The organism is Brevibacterium ravenspurgense (assembly GCF_001584615.1).
GTDB lineage: Bacteria > Actinomycetota > Actinomycetes > Actinomycetales > Brevibacteriaceae > Brevibacterium > Brevibacterium ravenspurgense.
In genome coordinates, this window is the sequence record NZ_LQQC01000010.1 from 653226 (window position 1) to 675425 (window position 22200).

Annotated in this window: 20 protein-coding genes; 13 read left to right on the forward strand and 7 right to left on the reverse strand. The window is 62.8% G+C overall.

From position 1 onward, the window contains the following. Positions 1–28 precede the first annotated feature (28 nt). Genes Bravens_RS07530 through Bravens_RS07545 form a run of 4 tightly spaced genes read right to left on the reverse strand, consistent with a single transcriptional unit; the run spans position 29 to position 5327 of the window. Positions 29–682 carry a sarcosine oxidase subunit gamma gene (locus Bravens_RS07530; RefSeq protein WP_062021943.1) on the reverse strand — a complete coding sequence of 218 codons (654 nt, stop codon included), beginning with the start codon at positions 680–682 and terminating at the stop codon, positions 29–31. Next, positions 675–3713, reverse strand: coding sequence for a 2Fe-2S iron-sulfur cluster-binding protein (locus Bravens_RS07535; RefSeq protein ID WP_062021947.1), 3039 nt, complete (start codon positions 3711–3713; stop codon positions 675–677). The genes Bravens_RS07530 and Bravens_RS07535 overlap by 8 nt, the downstream gene beginning before the upstream one ends. Next, positions 3706–4059, reverse strand: a complete 354-nt coding sequence (locus Bravens_RS07540) for a sarcosine oxidase subunit delta (protein WP_061944200.1) — start codon at positions 4057–4059, stop codon at positions 3706–3708. Before Bravens_RS07540 ends, Bravens_RS07535 begins: the two co-directional genes overlap by 8 nt. Positions 4060–4070: 11 nt before the next feature. Next, positions 4071–5327, reverse strand: coding sequence for a sarcosine oxidase subunit beta family protein (locus tag Bravens_RS07545; protein WP_061944198.1), 1257 nt, complete (start codon positions 5325–5327; stop codon positions 4071–4073). A gap of 190 nt (positions 5328–5517) precedes the next feature. Here Bravens_RS07545 and Bravens_RS07550 point away from each other — a divergent pair, with 190 nt between their 5' ends. The 4 genes from Bravens_RS07550 (at position 5518) to Bravens_RS07565 (ending at position 9471) form a co-directional block, all read left to right on the forward strand. Next, positions 5518–6216, forward strand: a complete 699-nt coding sequence (locus Bravens_RS07550) for a GntR family transcriptional regulator (RefSeq protein WP_062021950.1) — start codon at positions 5518–5520, stop codon at positions 6214–6216. A gap of 106 nt (positions 6217–6322) precedes the next feature. After that, positions 6323–7165: a formyltetrahydrofolate deformylase gene (purU, locus tag Bravens_RS07555; protein ID WP_062021953.1), complete on the forward strand. Its 843-nt coding sequence runs from the start codon at positions 6323–6325 to the stop codon at positions 7163–7165. Positions 7166–7382: 217 nt separating this feature from the next. Then, positions 7383–8447 (forward strand): iron-siderophore ABC transporter substrate-binding protein, encoded by a 1065-nt coding sequence (locus Bravens_RS07560; protein WP_082791078.1) that lies wholly within the window; start codon positions 7383–7385, stop codon positions 8445–8447. Then, positions 8428–9471 carry a FecCD family ABC transporter permease gene (locus Bravens_RS07565; protein WP_157452721.1) on the forward strand — a complete coding sequence of 348 codons (1044 nt, stop codon included), beginning with the start codon at positions 8428–8430 and terminating at the stop codon, positions 9469–9471. The genes Bravens_RS07560 and Bravens_RS07565 overlap by 20 nt, the downstream gene beginning before the upstream one ends. Here the strand turns inward: Bravens_RS07565 and Bravens_RS10445 are convergent. Continuing rightward, on the reverse strand, positions 9446–10432 hold the full coding sequence (locus Bravens_RS10445) for an IS481 family transposase (protein ID WP_082791079.1): 987 nt from the start codon (positions 10430–10432) through the stop codon (positions 9446–9448). The genes Bravens_RS07565 and Bravens_RS10445 overlap by 26 nt on opposite strands. A 719-nt stretch (positions 10433–11151) precedes the next feature. Between Bravens_RS10445 and Bravens_RS07575 the strand changes: the two genes are divergently transcribed. From Bravens_RS07575 to Bravens_RS07615, 9 genes are all read left to right on the forward strand, one after another. Beyond that, entirely contained in the window at positions 11152–12837 is a 1686-nt protein-coding gene (locus tag Bravens_RS07575) for an L-lactate permease (protein WP_062021960.1), read from the forward strand. Between the two features lie 86 nt (positions 12838–12923). Beyond that, positions 12924–14390: a cardiolipin synthase gene (gene cls / locus Bravens_RS07580; protein ID WP_062021963.1), complete on the forward strand. Its 1467-nt coding sequence runs from the start codon at positions 12924–12926 to the stop codon at positions 14388–14390. 60 nt (positions 14391–14450) lie between these two features. Then, on the forward strand, positions 14451–14966 hold the full coding sequence (locus tag Bravens_RS07585) for a MaoC family dehydratase (RefSeq protein ID WP_209435919.1): 516 nt from the start codon (positions 14451–14453) through the stop codon (positions 14964–14966). Between the two features lie 24 nt (positions 14967–14990). Beyond that, a complete protein-coding gene (locus Bravens_RS07590) occupies positions 14991–15806 on the forward strand; it encodes an HpcH/HpaI aldolase/citrate lyase family protein (protein ID WP_062021966.1) in 816 nt (271 codons plus the stop codon). A 55-nt stretch (positions 15807–15861) separates the two neighbouring features. Beyond that, positions 15862–16518 carry a peptide deformylase gene (locus Bravens_RS07595; RefSeq protein ID WP_062021969.1) on the forward strand — a complete coding sequence of 219 codons (657 nt, stop codon included), beginning with the start codon at positions 15862–15864 and terminating at the stop codon, positions 16516–16518. After that, a complete protein-coding gene (locus tag Bravens_RS07600) occupies positions 16515–17540 on the forward strand; it encodes a hypothetical protein (protein WP_062021972.1) in 1026 nt (341 codons plus the stop codon). Before Bravens_RS07595 ends, Bravens_RS07600 begins: the two co-directional genes overlap by 4 nt. Positions 17541–17594: 54 nt before the next feature. Beyond that, positions 17595–18116 (forward strand): peptide-methionine (S)-S-oxide reductase MsrA, encoded by a 522-nt coding sequence (gene msrA / locus Bravens_RS07605; RefSeq protein ID WP_082791080.1) that lies wholly within the window; start codon positions 17595–17597, stop codon positions 18114–18116. A gap of 23 nt (positions 18117–18139) precedes the next feature. After that, a complete protein-coding gene (locus Bravens_RS07610; protein WP_244878136.1) occupies positions 18140–18778 on the forward strand; it encodes a nitroreductase family protein in 639 nt (212 codons plus the stop codon). Positions 18779–18813: 35 nt separating this feature from the next. Continuing rightward, positions 18814–20097, forward strand: a complete 1284-nt coding sequence (locus tag Bravens_RS07615) for an MFS transporter (RefSeq protein ID WP_062021978.1) — start codon at positions 18814–18816, stop codon at positions 20095–20097. Positions 20098–20110: 13 nt separating this feature from the next. Here the strand turns inward: Bravens_RS07615 and Bravens_RS07620 are convergent, their stop codons facing one another. Beyond that, positions 20111–20752, reverse strand: coding sequence for a metal-dependent transcriptional regulator (locus Bravens_RS07620; protein WP_062021979.1), 642 nt, complete (start codon positions 20750–20752; stop codon positions 20111–20113). Between the two features lie 78 nt (positions 20753–20830). Beyond that, a complete protein-coding gene (locus Bravens_RS07625) occupies positions 20831–22120 on the reverse strand; it encodes an Nramp family divalent metal transporter (RefSeq protein ID WP_082791081.1) in 1290 nt (429 codons plus the stop codon). Positions 22121–22200 lie beyond the last annotated feature (80 nt).

Below are 22200 nucleotides of genomic sequence, written 5' to 3' on the forward strand. Positions count from 1 at the left end.
CAAACAGCACCGGGGCCGGCCACACCAGCTAGGGGCGGTCAGCAAACTCCCGCATAGCGTCGAGCAGCCAGTTGGCGGTGTGATCGGCAAAGGATGCCCGCGGCATAATCCAGTACGAATCCTCATCCGTTCGCCACAGAGCGGCCGAGGACCCTGCGACGAGTGTGAGGATCGCACTGCCGACCGGGAAGAAGTCCGGGTGCACGTCCACCTCGACCATTCTGCAGAGAACGTCGACGGCGTTCGGACCCGTCAGCTCGAGCACGGTCCGGTTGCCTGAAAGGTCAACGGCCTGCCCGCGGTGCTCCCCTACCGCCTCGGCGAGGATCCCGGCCAGAGCGGAACACGACAGCTCCCTTTCCGCCTCGTCACCGGCAACCAGCAGGAAGTCATCCGGACCGAACCACAGCACGTACCCGGTGACTGGCGCCTCGACCTCGGAAACCTGGCCCACCTTCCGCGGAAGTGGTGCACCGAGCACTTTCTCCAGCCCGTCGGCGGCCGGCCCGCCCGGTTCGGCGCGCAGGCTGATCTGCGTGCGGAACGGAACTTCGCGCAGCCGCACCCGCGACCCGCCAGCGGCGTCGAGTTCGGCGGCGCGTTCGGCAAGCGGGCTGCGGCGCAGGCTGAGGACGTCCTGTCGCGAAACTTCGGTCTGAGAAACAGCGGTGTTGTCAGCCATCTCGGCGTTCTCCTTCCGGATCGAACAGTACGGTCGGCCCGACTTCGACTTCGGCGAAGCCGCCCTCGCACGTGGCCATGAGCTTCTGGCCGATGAGCGACGGCCCGTTTTTGATCAGCGCAAGCCCGAACGTGCGGCCCAGGGCCTGCGAATCGTAGCTGGAGGTCACGTGCCCCTGCATGGGAATCGGCGCCTTCGGCAGACCTTCGCCCGTGTAGTCGCCCAGGTCATCGGGGAATACCAGCTGGCTGCCCTCCGGCAGGCGCAGCTTGGGGTCGGTCGGCAGGACGCTCACCAGCTGTTTGCGGTTCTCATCGACGTTGGCAAGCCGTGAGTACGACCGCTTGCCGATGAAGTCCTTCTTCAGCTTCGATACGACCCAGTCCATGCCGAGGTCCTGCGGTGTGACGGTCCCGTCGGTGTCTTGGCCGACCACGATGTAGGCCTTTTCGGCTCGCAGCACGTGCATGGTTTCCGTGCCGTAGGGCGTGATGTTGAACTCCGCGCCGGCGTCGGCAACGTCTTCCCACACCTTGAGTCCGTAGTAGGTGGGCACGTTGATCTCATAGGCCAGTTCACCGGAGAAGGTGATGCGCACGACCCGGGCGTCGATGCCGGAGGCGAGTGTCGTGTTGCGGTACTCCATGAACCCGAATCCCTCTTTCGACACATCGAGGTCCGGGGCCATTTTGCGCATGACGTCGCGGGATTTCGGGCCGACGACGGCGATTGTGCTGTACTGCTCGGTCGCCGATGTGAACACCACGTCCAGTTCCGGCCATTCGGTCTGCGACCACTCTTCGAGCCATTCGAGGACATCGGCCGCTCCGCCGGTCGTGGTCGTCATGAAGAAGTGGTCGTCTGCCAGACGCAGGGTCACACCGTCGTCGAACACCATGCCGTCGGGAGTGCACATAACCCCGTAACGGGCTTTGCCGACCTTGAGCTTGAGGTAGCCGTTGGTGTAGATCCGGTTGATGAACTCCGCGGCGTCCTTGCCCTTGATTTCGATTTTGCCGAGTGTTGTGGCATCCAGGAAGCCCACGGATTCGCGTACTGCCCGGCATTCGCGGGCAACTGCTGCGTCCATGTCCTCCCCGTCCTGCGGGTAGTACCACGGGCGCTTCCACTGGCCGACGTCTTCGAACACCGCGCCGCGGGCCACGTGCCACGGGTGGATGTTCGTCTGCCGGGCGGCGTCGTAGAGTTTGCCGACGCCGCGCCCGGCAAGTGCCGCAAACGCCACCGGGGTGTAGGGGGCTCGGAAGGTTGTTGTGCCGATCTGCCCGGGGGTGATCCGCCTGTTTTCTCCCGAGGTGCCGCTCACCACAGTGTTGATCGGCTTCTGACCGGGCTGGCCGGTTGCCAGAGCGCTGATTTCAGCACCCGTGAGAGCTTCCGCGATGAGGCCAATGGTGTTGACTCCGCCGATCTTCCCCTGGTCCACACCCGTGGAGATCGAGGTGTAGCGCTTGATGTGCTCAACGGACAGCATGCCTGCGCCGGAGGCTCGGATGATGTCGCGGACGGTGTTGTCGCGCTGGAAGTCGACGAAGTATTCAGCCAGTGCGGACAGCTGTTCGGGCTCGGTGCCCAGTTGCTGTTCGGCGTCTGGGCCGGGAATGAACCACAGCTGGTCGGCCTGGCCGGTCTCAGTCACGCGCGCGGCTGCCGTTTCGGGGTCGTAGAAGGAGCTGGCCTCCCCCGCTGCGGCTGCTGCTCCGGCGGCGGTTCCTTCGGCGAGCGCACGGGCCAAGCTGTAGCTTCCGTTGAGGGCGCCGACGGTGTGCTGGCGTTCGACGGCGGCAGCCGGGATGAATCCGGCCAGCTGGTCGTCCCAGTACATGCGGCCCTGCCGCTGGGAGTGCAGGTGGACATTCGGCGACAGTCCACCGGAGACTGCGAGCAGGTCAGCTTCTACGCGTTCCGCCTGGTGTTCCTGACCGCGCGGGGCGATCCACACGGCTTCGAGGCGGTCTTCACCTTCCGCTTGGACCACGGCGCTGCCGGGGCGCACCTCGACACCGGCGGCTCGTGCCGTATCAGCCTGCGCGGAGTCGGCTCGAGAATCGACAATGGTGACCTCGGCTCCAGCGCGTGCCGCATCGACTGCGGTGCGATAGGGGGTGTCGTGGGTGGTGAACAGAACGATCTTCTGTCCCGCCAGCACCCCGTAGCGGCCCAGGTACCGCTGGACCGCGGAGGCGAGCATGATTCCGGGGAGGTCGTTGTCTGCAAAGACCAGCGGGCGGTCAAACGCTCCGGTGGCGAGCACGACTTCCCCGGCGACCACGTGCCACAGCCTTTGGCGCGACACTCCGTCATGGCGGGTTTCGCCCGCAGCCTTGTATGCCGAGTCGCGGTCTTCGAGTGCCACGAGGTAGTTGTTGTCGTAGGAGCCGACAACAGTTGTGCGCGACAGCAGGCGGACGTTGCCTGAGTCTCGCAGCTCCCGCACTGTCTGTTCAACCCACTGGGCTGCCGGCAGGCCGTCGATGACGCTGGTTTCGTCATCCGGCGCGCAGTCCAGCAGGGTTCCGCCGAAGGCGTGGTCCTGTTCGAACAGCACGACGCGCTTGCCGGAGACCGCGGCGGCCTGTGCTGCGGCAAGGCCCGCGGGTCCGGATCCGATGACTGCGACTTCGGCGAAGATTGTGCTCTTGTCGTATTCGTCTTCATCCGGCCTCGGATCCAGCTGGCCGATGCCTTCGAGCAGCTTCACGGACATGCCCTCGGAGATTTCCACTCGCGTTGCCGGGAGCATGGATTCATTGTGTTCGCCTTTGACCATCACGAAGGCGTTGGGCTCTTCCGCACCGGCTGAGAGAATGCCGCGGGGGCGGCGCCGGTAGATGGAGTCACCCACGCGGATCCGCCCGTTTGCCAGCAGGGCCGAGGCAATCGTGTCGCCTGCCTGCCCGGTGTAGGTCTGGCCGTCAACGGTGAAGGTGACGGTTCGTTCGGATGTGATTGAACCGGTGCGCACCCGGTGCGACGTGTGTGTCTGCTCAGCGTGGTTCTGCTCAGTCATTGTTCTTCCCTCCAGCTGTGTGCGGGCCGGATTCCTGCGGGGCCGCCATGGGAGTTACGGCCGGCGGCTGCGGAAGTTCGGGTTTGGGGTCCGTCAGACGGTAGGTGGTGGAAATCGTGTAGCTCTGGGTGTCGCGCAGGACGTTGAACCATTTGCGGCAGCCGGCGGTGTGCGCCCAGCGTTCGTAGAACGAGCCTTTGGGGTTGTCCCGATAGAACACGTATTCGGCCCACTGTTCGTCAGTGAGTGCCTGAGGGTCTTCCGGGTAGTTCACGTGGGCTTGGCCGCCGTAGGTGTATTCGGTTTCAGCGCGGGGCCCGCAGTACGGGCAGTCGATCATGAGCATGATGACTCCTCTCAGTGGGCGACGGCGGCAGCGCCGTGTTCGTCGATGAGCTGGCCGGTGACAAAGCGCTCAAGGCTGAAGGGGGCATTGAGCGGATGGGGTTCGTCTTCGGCGATGGTGTGTGCGTAGGTCAGGCCGGCTGCGGGGGCGCCTTTGAAGCCGCCGGTCCCCCAGCCGCAGTTGATGTAGAGCTGGTCGACCTCGGTTTTCGACACAATCGGCGAGGCGTCGAGTGTCACGTCGACGATCCCTCCCCAGGTGCGCAGCAGGTGGGCGCGGGCGAAGATGGGGAACAGTTCAACAGCTGCTGACATCTGGTTTTCGATCACGTGGAATGAGCCGCGCTGGCCGTAGCCGTTGTAGGAGTCCACACCGGCGCCCATGACGAGTTCGCCCTTGTGAGCCTGGGATACGTACACGTGCACGTGATTGCTCATCACGACATTGGGGTGGACCTGTTCGTGCAGTTCGGATACGAGCGCCTGCAGCGGATGGGACTGGATGGGCACCCGGATGCCTGCCAGTTCAGCCAGGACCGATGTGTGTCCGGCTGCGCACATGGCGACTTTGCCGGCTGCGATTGTGCCGCGGGTCGTCTGCACTCCCGTCACCCTGTTGCCGTCGAAGAGGAAGCCGGTGACTTCGCAGTTCTGGATGAGGTCCACGCCGAGTTCGGCGGCGCGCTTGGCATAGCCCCAGGCCACCCAGTCGTGTTTGGCGATGCCGCCGCGCGGCTGGTAGGTCGCGCCCATGACGGGGTAGCGAATGTCGTCGCTGATGTTGATGATGGGGCAGGCTTCTTTCACCTGCTGCGGATCGAGCCATTCGGAGTCGATTCCGTTGAGGCGGTTGGCTTCGACCCGGCGGATGGATTCGCGCACATCCCCCAGCGTGTGGGCCAGATTGAGAACTCCGCGCTGCGAAAAGAACAGGGTGCAGTCGAGCTCTTCTTCCAGCCCCTCCCACAGTTTCAGCGAGTGTTCGTAGATCGCTGCGGATTCATCCCACAGGTAGTTCGACCGGATGATGGTGGTGTTGCGGGCCATGTTGCCGCCTGCCAACCATCCTTTTTCCACGACGGCGACATTCGTGATGCCGTGGTTCTTCGCCAAGTAGTAGGCGGTGGCCAGACCGTGCCCGCCGCCTCCGATGATGACGACGTCATAGGACTTTTTGGGCTCCGGATTTCCCCACATGAAATCGGGGTGTTCCGGCAGTTCCCGCTGATTCGCAGTCAGAACACCGGTGTCGATGCGCTTAATGCTCATGGGCGGCTCCTTGCTATCGGCTCTGATGAGCAGGAATCGTTAAACGACGACTGATATATAAGTGTCATATTAGAATTGCTGAAAAGGTCAGGTCAAGAGAACCGCACACCGATTTTTGCCTGATTTCTGCCAAGCCCAGACCGATCTCAACGCCACAGCGAGAAGACTCAACCACTGAAGGAGCCACACCATGAGTTCAGCCCCAGCCGAACTCCCCCAGTGGGGGCCGACCGGCACCTCGTTAGCCCAGACTGCCTATGAGGCGATCAAAGAGAAGCTCATCCTGCTGCGCATCGGCCCCGGTGAGCCGATCAGCGAAACCGAGCTCGCAGACGAACTGGGAGCCGGCCGGACACCCATACGGGAAGCGCTCAAACGCCTGGAAGGCGATCACCTGGTGGTGAGCTACCCGCGGCGCGGAACTTTTGCAGCGGGCGTCGACATTGCCGAACTCGCAGCCGTGACAGAGCTGCGCAGAGCACTCGAACCCGTCGCGGCCAGCGCCGCCGCTGAACGCGCCAACGCGCAGCAGCGGGACGATCTGCGTGCCGCCATCGAGCGCATCCGCAGCTTTGTCGCAGAAGCCCCCGAGGATTCCGCCGGAGACGGCGGGGCCGCAGAAGCGTTTCTACGGCTGGACACCCTGGTCCACCACACCATTTATCAGGCCTGCGGCAATGCGCACATTGCCGACATCCTGGCCCGCTATCACTACCTGGCCATGCGGATCTGGGCGCTCGCCGCACACCGCCTGCCTGGAATCATTGAGCACGCCGAAGATCACATTCCGCTGCTGGAGGCCATTGTCGACGGCCAAGCCGATAAGGCTGCAACCATGACAGTTGAACACATCGACGAATTCGAGCGCAGCCTGCGCGCCATGTTCTGACGCTGACCGCCACCTTCGGGAAGCACCCAAACAGGGGCGCTGACCTGATGCAATGCCGGTACTGGTTCAATAGCTCCAGCCGATTTCACCAAACAAAGTGAGAGCCATGGAGCGCTTCATCATCACCGTCGCCTGCGCAGACGCGCCGGGCATCGTCCACGCCGTCACGGAAGTCCTCGTCCGCCTCGGTGGGAACATCGTCGAATCCCAGCAGTTCACCTCGCCGGACTCCGGGACGTTCTTCTTGCGCATCGAGGTTGATGCACCGTGCGACCGCGAACAACTGGAAGCCGCAATGGCGCCTGTCAAGGAACGCTTCACCATGGAGCTGGGCCTGCACCGCAGTGCCGACAGGGTGCGCACCCTCATCATGGGCTCAAAAGATCCGCGGACCCTCAACGAGGTGCTGTTCGACCATCACCTGGGCCAGCTCAACATCGATGTGCCGCTGGTCGTGTCCAATCACATGGACCTGAAGAAGCACGCAGACTTCTACGGCGTGGACTACGAGCACGTCCCGATCACCAAGGACACGAAAACCGAAGCAGAAGCCCGACTGCTGGAGCTCATCGAGGAACACGACATCGAACTGGTGGTGCTTGCCCGCTACATGCAGATCCTGTCGGACGAACTGGCTGAAAAGCTGGCGGGGCGGGCCATCAACATCCACCACTCGTTCCTACCGGCTTTCAAGGGCGCTCGCCCCTACCACCAGGCGCACAGTCGCGGCGTGAAGCTCATCGGCGCCACGGCTCACTACGTGACGGCTGACCTCGATGAGGGGCCGATCATCGAGCAGAACGTCGTACGGGTCGACCACACGAAGTCACCGGATGAGCTCATTGCAATCGGGCGCAATGTTGAGGGCCGGACGCTGGCCCAGGCGGTGCGCTGGCATGCCGAGCACCGCGTGCTGATGGATGGGACCCGCACCGTCGTGTTCAGCTGATTCGCCCTTCTTCAGGCCTCGTCAGGGAACTGGAACTCCAGTTTTCTGACGAGGCCTTCCTCTTGCTGGGCCCCAACTTTGGGCGCCGAGAAAAAGATCTTCGATACAGCCAGACCCGCCGAGCAAGGCATTCAGCATGATTCTTTTGCGTTATTGGATAAGGCTAACCTAACCTAATGTTTCGTCTCTTTAATCCAGATCGCAACAGAGGAATCCTGTGTCTCCTTTCCCCATCGCTCGTGCCGGGCGAGCCCTGGCAGCAGCGGCAATCGCCGGCTCACTCGCATTCACCCTCGCAGCCTGCGGCACAGAGCAGTCCGGCAGCAGCAGCCAAACGCAGGCCACTGCGGCCACTGACGAATTCCCGGTCACGGTCGAGCACGCATTCGGCAAGACCACAGTCGAGAAGAACCCCCAGCGAGTGGCGACGGTCGGCTGGGCTAACCACGAAGTTCCGTTGGCCCTTGGAATTGTGCCGGTCGGAATGTCGAAGGCCACGTGGGGCGATGACGATGGCAACGGCATCATGCCGTGGGACGAAGAAAAGCTCTCTGAGCTTGGCGGAGAAACGCCGGTCCTCTTCGATGAGACCGACGGCATCCCGTTTGAGGAAGTTGCCAACACGAAGCCGGATGTCATCCTCGCGTCCTACTCCGGGCTGACGAAGGAAGACTACGAAACCCTCAGCAAGATCGCACGGGTTGTGGCCTACCCCGACATTCCCTGGGGAACGTCGATGAAAGACATGACGGAGATGAACGCCACAGCGCTTGGCCGAAAGGCCGATGGCGAAAAGCTTGTTCAGGACGCTGAAAAGAAGGTTGCCGACGCTCTCGAGAAGCATCCAGACCTGAAGGGCAAGAAGGTGCTGTTCACGTCGTTCAGCGGTACCGAGGATTCATCTAAGGTCGGCTTCTTCTCAACAAAAGATCCCCGCATGGGCTTTTTGGCCGAACACGGCTTTGCCGCACCGGACTACGTCAAGAGCGAATCTGAGAAGAGCGATGCGTTCTGGCTCGAGGTGTCAGCGGAGAAGCCCGAGGTGTTCAAGGACGCCGACCTCGTTGTGTCGTACTCGTCAGGCAGCAAGGAAGACGACGAAAAGCAGTTGAAGAGCATGCAGTCCGATCCGCTCCTGTCGAAGATTCCCGCAATCGCCGACGGCCGTGTTGCGTTCCTCGAGAACGGACCTCTGGGAGCAGCCGCGAACCCGTCGCCGCTGTCAATTCCGTGGGGCATTGACCGCTACTTCGAGCAGCTGGATGAAGCCCTCAAGGCCTGACGCGAAGCCGCTCAGTGCGCCTGCTTCGTCGACAGGCGGCGTCAAGTCGGCAACGGCGATTGCCCTGCTTGTTGTCCTTGTCGCCGCTGCCGCGGTGTGCTCATTGATGTTCGGAGTGCGAAGCATGACGGCTTCTGACGCACTCGGCGCACTGACCGGCAGCACTTCAACTGCCGGTGAGGCAGCCGCGGCGGGCAGGATTCCGCGCACCGCGCTGGCCATGAGCGTCGGCGCGGCCCTTGCCGCGGCGGGAACCACGCTGCAGGCCGTTACCCGCAATCCACTTGCCGACCCCGGTATCTTCGGGATTCTTGCGGGCGCCGCGCTGGCGGTATCAGCTTCTATGGCGTTCACCGGGCTGTCGCGTCCCGCTCCGACAATGGTCGTCGCCGTTGTCGGAGCGTTTGCCGCGTCTGCCTTTGTCTACGCCGTCGGGTCTCTGGGGCGAGGCGGTGCTACTCCTCTGAAGCTCGCCTTGTCAGGTGCCGCGACCGCCGCGGCCCTGTCGAGTCTGACCAGCGCAGTCATACTTCCGCGCGAGGACGTCATGGACCGGTTTCGCTTCTGGCAGATCGGCTCTGTGGGAGGTGCCGAGTGGTCGACTCTTGCCGCTGCCGCTCCCCTGCTCGTAACCGGCGCTGTCATCGTGTGGCTGTCCGCTTCCGGACTGAACGCTCTGGCTTTGGGTGATGAAGCGGCGGCTGGCTTGGGCGTACCGGCGGGCAGAACCCGACTGCTTGCCGTCGTCGGTGCGGTGATCTTGTGCGGAACCGCTGTTGCGGTCGCAGGGCCGATCGGATTCATCGGGCTCATCGTTCCCCACACCCTGCGCCTGCTTCTGGGTACGGACCACAAGCTTCTCATTCCAGCCTCGTTCCTGGGAGGTGCCGTCATTCTCACCGCAGCAGACACCCTCGGGCGCGTTGTCGGCCGACCCAGTGAGATTGCGGTCGGCATCATCACGCCTCTTCTGGGGGCACCCCTGTTCATTTGGCTGGCTAGGTGTACTGATCGGGGAGGTTAGTTAATCGTGTGATTGGTGGCTGGCCTCCGCATGCGGAATGGGGTCGGTGGTGATTATAGTCGTGGAGCCATTTGCCAAGTGCGTCGTTGCGTTCGTTTTCTGATTGGTAGCACCTGGCATAAGCCCACCCATCTGTGAGCGTTCGGTGAAAGCGTTCGATCTTGCCGTTCGTCTGCGGTCGGTAGGGTCGTGTCCATTTCGGCGTGATGCCCAGCTCAGCACACGTTTGCTGCCACAGTGTTGATCGGTAACACGACCCGTTATCACTGATGACTCTCTTGACGTGAACATTGCGGTCTGCGAACCATGCAGTCGCCCGGCGCAACACCCCTGCTGCGGTGACGGCCTTTTCATCATCGTGGATCTCTGCGTACGCCACCCGGGAATGGTCATCGACCACGGTGTGGACAAAGCAGTATCCCAACGCGGAGTGTCTGGACCGATCCTGTGGCTTGCCTTCTGTCTTTGCCCGGTTGAGGAAACCCTGAGCCTTGCCGACAAACCGCCACCCACCACCATCGGGGATCTTGCCGAACTTCGTCACATCCACATGGAGTAAGTCCCCCGGCTGATCATGTTCATAACGACGCACGACCTCACCGGTGGCACGGTCAAGATACGACAGCCGGTTCAGCCGGCAGCGTGTAAGCACCTGATGCGCTGTTGACGGCGCCACACCGCACAGAACAGCCAACTGCGCAGGTCCGATGCGTTTACGCAACCGCAGCGACACGATGCGTTTGACCACCTTAGACGTGGTCTTATTCGGGCTTGTGCGGGGTCGGGAAGAACGATCCTGCATGCCTTCACCATTGCGATAGCGTTCAACCCACCGTTTGACCGTTGGCCACGAACACTGAAAACGAGCAGCTACTTCAGCAATCGGCACGCCGTGTTCAACAACGAGCTTGGCAACTTTCAAACGATGACGAGGAGTCAACGCTGCATTAGAGTGGACCATCAAGAAGACCTCTTGTGTCGAGTGAGCGGATTAGAGCACCTTCATTCCACACCAGAGGTCTTCCCTATGCCACCGCAACACACAAACTCAACCAACGTCCCCGGTTAGTACAGCTAACTGAGCTGGCGGGCGGGCTCACTCAGTCCGTGACTTCACTGATCCCGCAAACTCCGTCGCGAACGCGAGCAGTTCAGCGTCCTTAGCCGGGTGCGCCACAATCTGGATCGACTGTGGGTACCCGGCACTGTCGGTGGTGTGCCACGGAACCACAACGGCCGGCCACCCCAACACGTTAAACGGCTGGCTGTAATGCATGTATACCGGTTGGACAGGGCTCATCCCCACCTGCGTGGGGAACACGTCAGGTCTCTCGCGGAAGCGGCGACTGCTGAGGGCTCATCTCCACCTGCGTGGGGAACACGGACGCGTCCCACGCGGCTCCACCACATGCCGGGGCTCATCCCCACCTGGTTGAGGTCCTGCGAAGAGCGGTTGCCGAAGTGCTCTGACAGCAGAGTCTCGATGCCGCGGACACACCTGATGTTGACCTGGTGTTCAGGCGTGAGTTGTTTCACAATATGCTTGAACTCTGCGGAAGAAACACTGCCGCAGGCTTGGGACAATTCGACTCACGGTCGCAGCACCGCGGATGCGTGTTTCCCAACATTCCGCCAGTGCCACGCCAACACGGCGTGCACCCTGACAGTTAAGAAGACAATATGGAGAAGTACACACCCGCCGTTGACGCCGTCGCGGGTTCAGTTACTGCATCGGCACTCGTGGGACTCATCCCGCTGCTGGTGTTCTTCGCAGCGCTGGTCGTTCTCAAGCGCTCGGCTCACGTTTCGGGCCTTATCGCCCTGATCACAGCGATCGTGGTGGCTGTTGCAGGCTTCAAAATGCCAGTCGGCTACGCACTGATGTCCGCACTGCAGGGTGCTGCGTTCGGCATCATGCCGATTGCTCTCATCGTCATCTTCGCCATCTGGCTCTACCAGCTGACCGTCATCAACGGTCGCTTTGAAGATCTGCGCAACATCTTCGACCGCGTGGGCCACGGCGACATCCGCGTGCAGGCACTCCTCATCGCCTTCTGCTTCGGCGGTCTCCTTGAAGCGCTCGCCGGCTTCGGCGCACCTGTCGCCATCACCGCCACCATGGTCATGGCACTCGGCATCAAACCACTGCGCGCAGCCGCCGCGGTCCTCGTAGCCAACACCGCACCCGTCGCCTATGGCGCCATCGGCACACCCATCACCACCGCGGGCAAGCTCACCAACATCGACCCCAACGTCATCGGTGCGATCATCGGCCGCCAGTCACCCATCCTGGCTCTCGTCGTTCCGCTGATTCTGCTGTTCATCATCGACGGCCGCCGCGGTGTAAAAGATCTGTGGCCGATTGCCCTCGTCACCGGCGTCACCTTCGCCGTGTTCCAGTTCCTGTCGTCGAACTTCTTCAGCTACGAACTGACCGACATCGTCGCAGCACTCGGCGGTCTGGGCGGAACGATCCTGTTCATGAAGATCTACGAACCCCGCGGTTCGGTTGAAGCTCGTGAGCGCCTGGGCGTGGCGGAACCGCCGAAGGCCGAAAAGATCAGCGGCGAACGCACCTTCTTAGCGCTGTTCCCTTACCTTGCTCTCATCGTTGTGTTCGGCATCGCCAAGCTCGTGCCGCCGGTCACCGCGTTCCTCGCATCGACCGACGTCAAAATTCCCTGGCCTGTCATCCACGAAGCTCTCGTCGACGAAACCGGCGCGGTCCGCGACTCCACCGTGTTCACCCTCTCCTGGCTGTCCTCGCCCGGTTCGCTGCTGCTGATCACCGGCATCATCGTCGCGATCGTCTACAGCTTCTGCACCTCCGGCGGGAAATTCCCGTCACCCCTGGATGCGGCAGCCAAAGAGCTGGGCAACACGTTCTACCGCATGCGCTGGGCCGGCCTGACGATTGTGCTGGTGCTGTCGCTGGCCTACGTCATGAACTTCTCCGGACAGACCATCTCGATCGGTGTGTGGTTGGCCGGAACGGGCGCGGCCTACGCCTTCCTGTCCCCGCTGCTGGGCTGGATCGGAACCGCCGTCACAGGTTCGGACACATCGGCCAACGCGCTGTTCGCCAAACTGCAGCAGACCGCCGCCGTCGAACTCAACGTGCACCCCGAACTCACGGTCGCCGCAAACACCTCCGGTGGTGTGGTCGGCAAGCTCATCAGCCCCCAGAACCTCGCGATTGCGGCTACCGCGGCGAACATGCCCGGCCAGGAGTCGGTCATCTTCCGCAAGGTCATCGGCTGGTCCGTGGTGCTCGTCCTGTTCCTGTGTCTGCTCATCGGCCTGCAGTCCACCCCGGTCCTTGGCTGGATGCTCGCCGGTCTCGAGCTCGCTCCGCTCGGCGGCTGATCGCTGCAGCACACACCTGGGACGGCGCGGTCACCGCGCCGTCCCTTAGTGTTTGAACTGTAAATTTTGTGTGAAAGGCAGGGACGATGAGCTTCTGGACGGTCATGTGGGTGATCTGGCTCGTGGTGTCCTACACGATCAAGATCATCGCTGTGGGCGTGGTGCCGGAAAACCGCCGGCCGGGCGCCTCAATGGGGTGGCTCATGGCCATCCTGTTCATCCCGCTGATCGGCGTGCCGCTGTTCATCATGTTCGGCAGTCCCTACGTCAACGACCGCCGACAGCGCATTCAAGCTGAAGTCAACCAGCTCCTGGAGAAGGGAACAAAAGACGTTCCCGACTGGCCCGAAGGCTACGAACCCGCCAGAGACTTCGCGCAGATTGTCCAGCTCAACCGCCATCTGACAGGCCTGCCGATGGTTGATGCCCGCAAACTGAGCATGTCCACCGACTACCGCCAGGTCTTTCATGACATGGCAGACGCCATCGACGCCGCCGAATCCTATGTGCACGTTGAGATCTACATCATGTCGCGCGACGCCTACACCGAGCCGTTCTTCCAGGCCCTCGGTCGAGCTGCGCAGCGCGGTGTCAACGTCCGCGTTCTGCTGGATCACATCGGCTCGCGCAAATACGACGGCTTCCGTGACATGCAGAAGTGGTTCGACAGTGTGGGCATTGACTGGGAGCTTATGCTTCCCTTCCTGCCGCTGCAGGGCAAAATGCGCCGCATTGACCTGCGCAACCACCGCAAACTCGTCGTGATCGACGGGCGGGTGGGCTTCATGGGCTCCCAGAACCTCATCGAATCCGCCTACGGATCCCAGAAGAACCGCGAGGCGGGCCGCCACTGGAACGACCTGTGGGTCAAAATGTCCGGCGAGGTCGTCGCCGAACTCGAAGCTGTATTCGCAACCGACTGGTACTCCGAACGCGAAGAGGTCATCGACATCCGGCCCTACGACTTCGACGGACGGCCGGTGCCGGAGTTCGAAGGCAAAGATGCGGTCGTCCAGCTGGTTCCATCGGGACCGGGCTTCAAAACGGAACCGAACCTGCGCTGCTTCACATCGCTGATGTACCTCGCCGAAAAGCGGCTGTCGATTGTCAGCCCCTACTTCGTACCGGACGAAACGATCAAAGCTGCCATCATCACCGCCGCCCACCGCGGGGTCGAAGTCGAACTGTTCGTCAGCGAAAAAGCTGACCAGTTCATGGTCGAGTACGCCCAGTCGTCCTACTACGACAACCTACTGGAAGCCGGTGTGCGCATCTACCGTCTGCCCAAACCGCAGATTCTTCACACCAAGTGCTTCATCATCGACGACGACTACGCCGTCTTCGGATCATCCAACATGGATATGCGCTCCTTCAGCCTCAACTACGAAATCAGCCTCATGTGCGCTGAGGGCGATTTCGTGTCCGGCATTTCTGATGTCGTCGAGGAATATCGGGCCAGGTGCACGGAACTCACCTTGGATGAATGGCGGGAGAGGGGCCTGTTCCGCCGCTACCTGGAGTCCCTGTTCCGCCTGACATCAGCACTGCAGTAACGCCAGTCACACCGGACGCGATAGATTGAGGGCAGTTCTCATGCAAAGGAGCACAGAATCGTGAGTGAAGAAAACGGGCCCGTCATCCAGCAGCGTGGGCTGTACCTTGACGAAATGGAAGTCGGTGCGGTGTACAAGCACGCCCCCGGTCGCACCATGACAGAAGCGGACAACACGTGGTTCACAGCCGTGACCATGAACACGCAGGCCCTCCATCTGGACGCCGCGTGGTCTGAGCAGCAGCCCTTCGGCCAGCGCCTGGTGAATTCCATGTTCACACTCGCCACCCTCGTGGGCCTGTCCGTGTCCCAGCTGACCCAGGGCACCATCGTCGGCAACCTGGGATTCTCCGAAGTTTCGTTCCCCCACCCGGTGTTCCACGGTGACACCCTGTACGCCGAAACGAAGATCCTGGACAAGCGGAACTCCAAGTCCAGGCCTGGACAGGGCATCGTCACACTCGAACACATCGGCCGCAACCAAGACGGCACGGTCGTTGCCCGAGCCGTAAGGCAGACGCTCATGTTCACTTCCGACCCGAACGCCAACACGGCAGGCAGCGACGCCGCCGAGTGACCCGCCCATACTGAGGAGACAACCATGCCGACCATGAAACCCGCCTGGCTTTTTGTTCCCGGCGACCGCCCGGACCGCTACACGAAAGCCGCCGAGCGCTCCGACATCGTCATCGTCGACTTCGAAGACGCTGTGGCACCCGATGACAAAGCAGCCGCCCGCCGTGCCTTCCTCAACTTTCAGAACGGCCCTGATGCTCTGAGCCCGGAGCGGACCGTCATCCGCGTCAACCCCGCCGGCTCGCCGTCCTTTGCCGAAGACCGCAAGTTCATCGGCGAACTGTCCGGCCGCTACAGTTGCATGTTGCCCAAGGTAGAAAGCGCTGAGGACACCGAAAAGCTTGCCGGACTCAAGGTGATTGCGCTGATCGAAACCGCAAAGGGTGTTCTCAATGTCGGCGAGATCGCCGCATCGCCGAACGTGACAACCCTTATGTGGGGTGCCGAAGACCTCACCGCTGATCTCGGCGGCGGATCCTCCCGCAAAGCTGACGGCACCTATCGCGACTTCGCCCGCGTGGCGCGCGCCAACATGCTTCTGGCGGCAAAAGCCAACGGCAAGTACGCACTTGACTCGATCTGGGCGGACATCCCGAACCTTGAAGGTCTGCGTGCCGAAGCCGAAGACGCCGTGGAATCCGGCTTCGACGGCAAAGTGTCCATCCACCCCAACCACATCGAGGTGGTGCGCACAGCGTTCGCGCCGACAGCCGAGCAGATCCACTGGGCGCTTGGCGTGCTGAAAAAAGCCGAAACCTCCAACGGAGTCTTCCAGTACGAAGGGCAGATGATCGACGAACCTCTGCTGCGTCAGGCCCGCCGCATCCGCTCGCGCGCCTAAGCCCCGCACCTTTGTGCCCCATCCTCTGTCAGCGGGATGGGGCACAATTGTGCTTATGAACCCGATTGTCGAGCAGGTTGATGCTGTTCTGCGCACAGCACAGGACAACAATGGCGTGGCACCCATCGTCCAAGCCGGCGACCCCGTGCTGCGCCGCCCGGCAGCCGCCTACACCGGACAGCTGTCAGACGAACAGCTTTTCGGTCTGCTCGAAGTTATGCGGGCCACCATGCACGCGGCCCCCGGCGTAGGGCTTGCCGCCCCGCAGATAGGCATCGGCGTGCGCATCGCTGTCATAGAAGACCGGGTGCGACTGCCCGAAGACCAAGCCCGCGAAAGGGAGCGCACACCGCTTCCGTTCATGCCGCTGGTCAACCCAAGCTGGCAGCCGCTGAGCAATGAACGCGCCGCCTTCTTCGAAGGCTGCCTGTCCGTGCGCGGCTACCAGGCCGTGACAACGCGGTTTGCTCACGTGCGGCTGCGCTCAGAAGACCCTGACGGCAACGCACACAGCCGCGATTTCCGCGGCTGGCCGGCACGCATCATCCAACACGAACTCGACCACCTGGACGGCACGCTCTACCTGGACCGCGCCGACATCCGCTCATTGACAGCCGACGACAACCGAGGCCTCACCCAGGGCGATCCCGCAACTGCCGCGCAGATGCTCGGATTCAGCCTTCCACCCCACACACCACAGGAGAACTCATGAGCTCATTCTTCTCTTCACTGCGCGGTGCTGCAGATTCAGCTGCCGAGCGTTTCCTCCCACATGTGCAGAGCGCTGTTCCCGCCAGCAGCCTGCGCACCCTCGGAGCCGATGTCCTCTACAGCGTGGCCGCGGGCCTGCGCCCACGCCACGTGGGCAGCAGCCGTCTGGCTGGTGCAGCCGTTTTCGGTGGCCTCATGACGGCAGCGGCTGCTTTGGAAGTACAGCAGATCCGCGAAGACAATGCGTGGGCACTTTCCGTCGGCGACTCCGAGGCAATCGAAACCGCTGAGGACATCAGCATCGACAAGCTCGACACCTACCTCACGTGGGCGGCCCCTGTTATCGGTGTGGCTTCAGCCGCGCTGTGGCCGGTCAACGTGAAGGCCAACGACTGGCTCGATGCCCGCCTTCGCCGTTGGGGCGTTGCCTCACCCGCACTCGTTACGGGCCTAGCAACCTTCGCTGTCAGCCGGGCAGCACGCCTTGTCGAAAATGCTCTCGAAGACGCGGACTACCCCCTGCCCGACGGCGAACCGACAGTCGTGACTTTGCCGCCGGAAATCCTTGACCTTCTGCAGCGGATAGCCGACCCGGCAATCTCGCCCCTGCCGCAGGCAGCCCAGCACATCCAGAAGCAGTTGCGCACCGCCTCGTTCACGGTGTGGACTGACGATGATGAGGGCGTCGAGGACGGCGCACTCACCGGTGATGCCCTGCTGAACCGCGAACTGGACTTCGTCAGCGTGGACAACGGCAACGACGACGTGGGCCCGATCGTTCCGCGTTCGCACACCTACCCCGTGCGCGGCCGCGTAAGCGTGGACGGCACCGACTACCTGGTCGAGCTGATGATCGAAGACGGCTGGCTGCGGGAAATCATGTTCTTCATCGACTGGGACGAAGAAGGCGTCGACCTCGAAGACGTTGACGCCGATTACAGCCCGGAGGACGAACCTGACCTGTTGACCGTCGCACAGTGGGCAAGCGTCGCTGAGGACGCGCAGATCGAAGTCGAACAGTAAACCCCGCAGGGCCGCCGGTGGAATAGCCCAGGAGCGTGCGAGGTTATGTCGAATATGAAGACGCTGACGCTTGCCGCCGGATGCTTTTGGTGCCTGGAAGCCGTCTACAGCCGTACCCGCGGAGTCAGCCGCGTCGAATCCGGCTACATCGGCGGTGACATTCCCGATCCCACCTACGCACAGGTGGCGTCGGGAATGTCGGGCCACGCAGAAGCCGTGCGCGTGACGTTTGACCCGGCCGTCGTGCCGGAAGATGTCATCCTCGGCATGTTCTTCACAGGGCACGACCCTACGAGCCTCAACCGGCAGGGCAACGATGTCGGCACGCAGTACCGTTCGGCCATGTTCTACGAAGACGCGGAACAGAAACAGCACTTCCAAGACGCCATCGCACACTGGCAAGAGCTTTTCCCCAGGTCGATTGTCACCACCCTGGAGCCCATGAGCCGGTTCTACGTGGCCGAAGACATCCACCAGAACTTCTACGGGCGCAATCCGGGCAACGGCTACTGCATGTTCGTCATCGACCCCAAGCTGGCGCAGGCGCGAGCCCGGTACGCCGAATACATGTACTGACAACACGTGATCGAATGGAACCTATGACAACCCCAGAAGAACCAACAGCGGCAACACCCCGCCGCCTCGACCCCGTCGAATTCACCGACCCGGTCCTCACCGCCATGAAGAATCGCCGCTCGGTGTCCAAGGTCGGACCCGAAACGCCGACCGATGCGCAGCTGCGCGACCTGCTGGCCGCCGTCACACCGGTGGCCGACCACAAGGCGCTGCGCCCGTGGCGGCTGATGACTCTGCGCGGTGACGACCGCGTGGGCCTTGCAGAGGCACTTGACGAAGCCGACGGAACCGTCCGCCCCGCAGGGGAAATCAACCCCAAGCCGTTTCGCGCCGAACTGCTCATCGCGGTCATTGCCGACCACATTGAGCACCCCAAGGTTCCCCAGTGGGAACAGCACGCCACCGCCGCCGGTGCCGCCCATCTGCTGGAACTGGCCCTGTGGCAGGCCGGCTGGGGCGTTATGTGGCGCACCGGCCCGAACGCCAACGCCGAACCCATCCGCCGCTTCCACGGTCTGAAGGACAGCGAACTCATGATGGGCTGGCTGTACGTGGGAGACGTGGAACCTGAATTCCACGAGCGACTGACCACGTCCAGCAGGCCGCCGCTCGACCCGGATGTCTTCCTTGACACCAAACAGGGGTGGTCTTCACGTCTGTGAAGAAGAGAGCTAAGTGGCGCGGGCCGAAAGTAGCGATGCCCGCGGACATTTGGGTGCTCATCAGCGCCGCGTTCATCGTGGCGATCGGCTTCGGCATCATCGCTCCGGTGCTGCCGCAGTTCGCCCACTCCTTTGACCTGGGCGTGACCGCCACGACGATCGTGGTGAGCTCTTTTGCGTTCTTGCGCCTGCTCACCGCGCCCGCGGGCGGCCGCCTGGTCAACAAGTTCGGGGAAAGGCCCATCTACGTTGTGGGCCTGCTCATTGTCGCCGCTTCGACCTTTGCCGTGGCGTTTGCCCAGTCCTACGAACAGCTGCTGATCTTCCGTTCGCTCGGCGGCATCGGCTCGACCCTGTTCACGGTGTCAGCCATGGCGCTCATTGTGCGGATCGCCCCGTACAACGCTCGGGCTCGCGCCACCGGCATGTACGCGACCGCGTTCCTGGTGGGCAATATCGCCGGCCCCGTCGTCGGCGGTCTTATGGCCGGCCTGGGCATGCGAGTGCCGTTCCTCATCTACGGCACCGGTCTGGTCATTGCCGCTCTGGTCGTGCACATCAAGCTGACCACCGGACGGAATGACGAGGTGGAGGGCCCGGAACCGCAGGGCGCACACGAGACCGCTGGGGTCGGCAGTGATGGTGCCGCCGACGGTTCCGTTTCACCGCAGGCTGCTGAAGCGGTCACCGCGAAGGAACGCCCAGACCGGCTGCCTCCCATGCGCTTCCGTGAAGCGTGGGCCTTTAAGTCCTATCGGGCCGCGCTTGTCGGCGCGATGGCCAACGGGTGGGGTGCGATGGGTGTGCGCACCGCCATCTACCCGCTGTTTGCGATCTACGCACTCCAGGCCGATGTCGCCGCCGCAGGTTGGGCGCTCGCCCTGTTCGCCGCCGGCACCGCACTGTCAGTCAATACGCTGGGCAGGGCCGCCGATGTGTACGGCCGCAAACCGTTCATCATTGCAGGGCTGCTGGTGCTCGGCTGCTCCACGATCCTGGTTGGCCTGTGGCAGTCGTTCCCCGTCTTCCTGATCTTGTCGGTCATAGCCGGCATCGGTGCGGGCACCGTCAACGCACCCCAGCAGGCCGTCATCGCTGACATCATCGGGCCTGACAGGGCCGGCGGCAAAGTGCTGTCGCGCTATCAGATGGGCATGGACGTCGGCGCTATCTTCGGGCCGATCGTCTCCGGATGGCTGGCCGACGCCTACGGCTACGGGGTCGCCTTTGCCGCGGCCGGTGCAGTTGTTGTGCTCGCCGGTATTCAGTGGTTCTTCGCCGAGGAAACCATGCCGGGCCGCAAGAAAGCCGAGGCGTAGAACCGAAGCTGGTTCAGCCCTCCTGGACGGGGGAGACCCACACCGCTTCGGCCAGATTTGGGGCGTTTTCCAGCACCGCGCCGGGAACAATGTGCGCCCCGGGAACACATCCGTGATTGGCGGCTTGCGTAAGAATGTCGTTTTCGCTGTCATCCACGCGATCCACCCGGTGCAGCCCTTCTGCCGTGGCCTCGCCCAGCAGAACCGCGCGATCAGGGTGGTAAATGCGGCCCCCAGCATCGGGAATCGGATCGCCGTGCGGATCAGCCGTGGGGAATCCCATGAGCGCATCGATGCGGGACACGAAAAGGTCAGAAACAGCGTGTTCCAGTCGCTCCGCCTCGTCATGGACTTCCGTCCACGAATAATTGAGCATGCTGACCAAGTAGGTTTCGAGCAGGCGGTGCCTGCGGACCATCTGCACCGCGTGACGGCGGCCCACATCAGTCAGTCGAACCGGCTTGTACGGGGTGTAGGCAACAAGGTCAGCAGCGGCTAGGCGCTTGACGGTGTCAGTCACACTCGCAGACGATGTGCCGAACCTTTCGGCCAGGGCCTTCGTCGTGATGGGCCCACCACCCCACTCCTCGGCGCTCCAGATGGCCTTGAGGAAGTCCTGGGTGACCGGTGACAGATGTTCCAGTTCAGTGCTCACACCTTCACCCTATGCGTATTCGTGCATGTGCCGAAAGGGCTGCCGCTGCGGTCACAGCGGCGGTGCGGCGAAGGGTGATTACACGTCGTAGCCCAAGCAGACCAGCACAATGAGCACCGCGTTGAGCGCCACAATGAGGGCTGTTGTCACCCACGCGGCAGCCTGCAGGGGCAGCGGGTTGGCGAACCGACCCATGATGCTGCGCCGGCCGGTGTAGATGACCAGCGGAATGAGAGCCGCGGGAATGCCGATTGAGAGCAGCACCTGAGACACGACGAGCGCGAACGTCGGATCGATGCCGAGGCCCAGAATGACAAGCGCCGGAATGAGGGTGGTGAGCCTGCGCCACAGCAGGGGGATCTGCACGTGCAGCAGGCCCTTCATGATCGATGCGCCCGCATAGGAGCCCACCGAAGTTGAAGCCAGGCCGGAAGCCAACAGGCCGATGCCGAAGAGCACGCCGATGAACGGGCCCATGGCCTCTGTGATGGCCGCGTGCGCGCCCTCAATGGTCTCCGTGCCCTCAACGCCCGGCAGGGCAGCCGCCGCCAGGAGCAGCATGGCGAGGTTGACGCCGCCTGCCAGGATGAGCGACAGGAACACGTCCCACCGGCTGGCCTTGAGCAGACGGGCAACAGTGCGTTCGGGAATGCCGGTGCCGAAGCGATCGCGGATGAGGTCCGAGTGCAGGTAGATGGCGTGCGGCATGACGGTCGCACCCAGAATTGCAGCGGCCAGCATGAGTGAGCGCGTGTCCTCAAAGCGGGGAATCATGCCCTGGGCCATGCCGGCGGGGTCGAGGTCGCTGATGAGCAGGCCGGCCGTGAAGCCGATCGTGATGATCACCAGCAGGGCGGTCACCAGTGCTTCGAACCACCGCTGACCGGCCCGGTCGGCGGTTGCCAGCAAGAGCATTGAGACCGCGCCGATGATCATTCCGCCCCACACCAGGGGGATGTCGAACAGGATGTACAGGGCCACCGCGCCGCCGACGACCTCGGCGAGGTCAGTTGCTGCGGCGACGAGCTCCGCCTGCAGCCAGAAGGCTCGTCGGGCAGGTTTCCTCAGCCGCGCGCCCAGTATGCTCGGCAGGCTTTCGCCAGTGACCAGGCCGAGCTTGGCCGACAGGTACTGCACGATCATGGCGGTGAGATTGGCGGCAATGAGAACCCACACCAGCAGGTAGCCGTACTCGGCACCCGCGCTGAGGTTCGCGGCGACATTGCCGGGATCGACATAGGCGATTGCCGCAACAAAGGCCGGACCCAAAAGCCACACCAGGCGCTTGCGGTGAACGTGCTGGTGGCGAGTATCGCCGCGTGCGCCGCTGTCGTGTGCGCCGCCGCGGGAAAGGGCCCTGTTTGCCATGAAATTAAGGTAGCTTAACTTGCGGGTGCGGCCAAATTCTTGCGGAGGTTTTCCTCACCCGAAGAGTGCGGTTGTCCCGA

Excerpts from the sequence above, each read along its gene's own strand:
- Bravens_RS07540 (WP_061944200.1), bottom strand. The coding sequence starts at position 4,059 with ATGCTCATGATCGACTGCCCGTACTGCGGGCCCCGCGCTGAAACCGAA.
- Bravens_RS07615 (WP_062021978.1), top strand. The coding sequence starts at position 18,814 with ATGCCCGCGGACATTTGGGTGCTCATCAGCGCCGCGTTCATCGTGGCG.
- Bravens_RS07595 (WP_062021969.1), top strand. The coding sequence starts at position 15,862 with ATGAACCCGATTGTCGAGCAGGTTGATGCTGTTCTGCGCACAGCACAG.
- Bravens_RS07565 (WP_157452721.1), top strand. The coding sequence starts at position 8,428 with ATGAAGCCCTCAAGGCCTGACGCGAAGCCGCTCAGTGCGCCTGCTTCG.
- Bravens_RS07530 (WP_062021943.1), bottom strand. The coding sequence starts at position 682 with ATGGCTGACAACACCGCTGTTTCTCAGACCGAAGTTTCGCGACAGGAC.
- Bravens_RS07545 (WP_061944198.1), bottom strand. The coding sequence starts at position 5,327 with ATGAGCATTAAGCGCATCGACACCGGTGTTCTGACTGCGAATCAGCGG.
- Bravens_RS07575 (WP_062021960.1), top strand. The coding sequence starts at position 11,152 with ATGGAGAAGTACACACCCGCCGTTGACGCCGTCGCGGGTTCAGTTACT.
- Bravens_RS07610 (WP_244878136.1), top strand. The coding sequence starts at position 18,140 with ATGACAACCCCAGAAGAACCAACAGCGGCAACACCCCGCCGCCTCGAC.
- msrA (WP_082791080.1), top strand. The coding sequence starts at position 17,595 with ATGAAGACGCTGACGCTTGCCGCCGGATGCTTTTGGTGCCTGGAAGCC.
- Bravens_RS07590 (WP_062021966.1), top strand. The coding sequence starts at position 14,991 with ATGCCGACCATGAAACCCGCCTGGCTTTTTGTTCCCGGCGACCGCCCG.
- Bravens_RS07600 (WP_062021972.1), top strand. The coding sequence starts at position 16,515 with ATGAGCTCATTCTTCTCTTCACTGCGCGGTGCTGCAGATTCAGCTGCC.
- Bravens_RS07625 (WP_082791081.1), bottom strand. The coding sequence starts at position 22,120 with ATGGCAAACAGGGCCCTTTCCCGCGGCGGCGCACACGACAGCGGCGCA.
- Bravens_RS07535 (WP_062021947.1), bottom strand. The coding sequence starts at position 3,713 with ATGACTGAGCAGAACCACGCTGAGCAGACACACACGTCGCACCGGGTG.
- Bravens_RS10445 (WP_082791079.1), bottom strand. The coding sequence starts at position 10,432 with ATGGTCCACTCTAATGCAGCGTTGACTCCTCGTCATCGTTTGAAAGTT.
- Bravens_RS07550 (WP_062021950.1), top strand. The coding sequence starts at position 5,518 with ATGAGTTCAGCCCCAGCCGAACTCCCCCAGTGGGGGCCGACCGGCACC.
- purU (WP_062021953.1), top strand. The coding sequence starts at position 6,323 with ATGGAGCGCTTCATCATCACCGTCGCCTGCGCAGACGCGCCGGGCATC.
- cls (WP_062021963.1), top strand. The coding sequence starts at position 12,924 with ATGAGCTTCTGGACGGTCATGTGGGTGATCTGGCTCGTGGTGTCCTAC.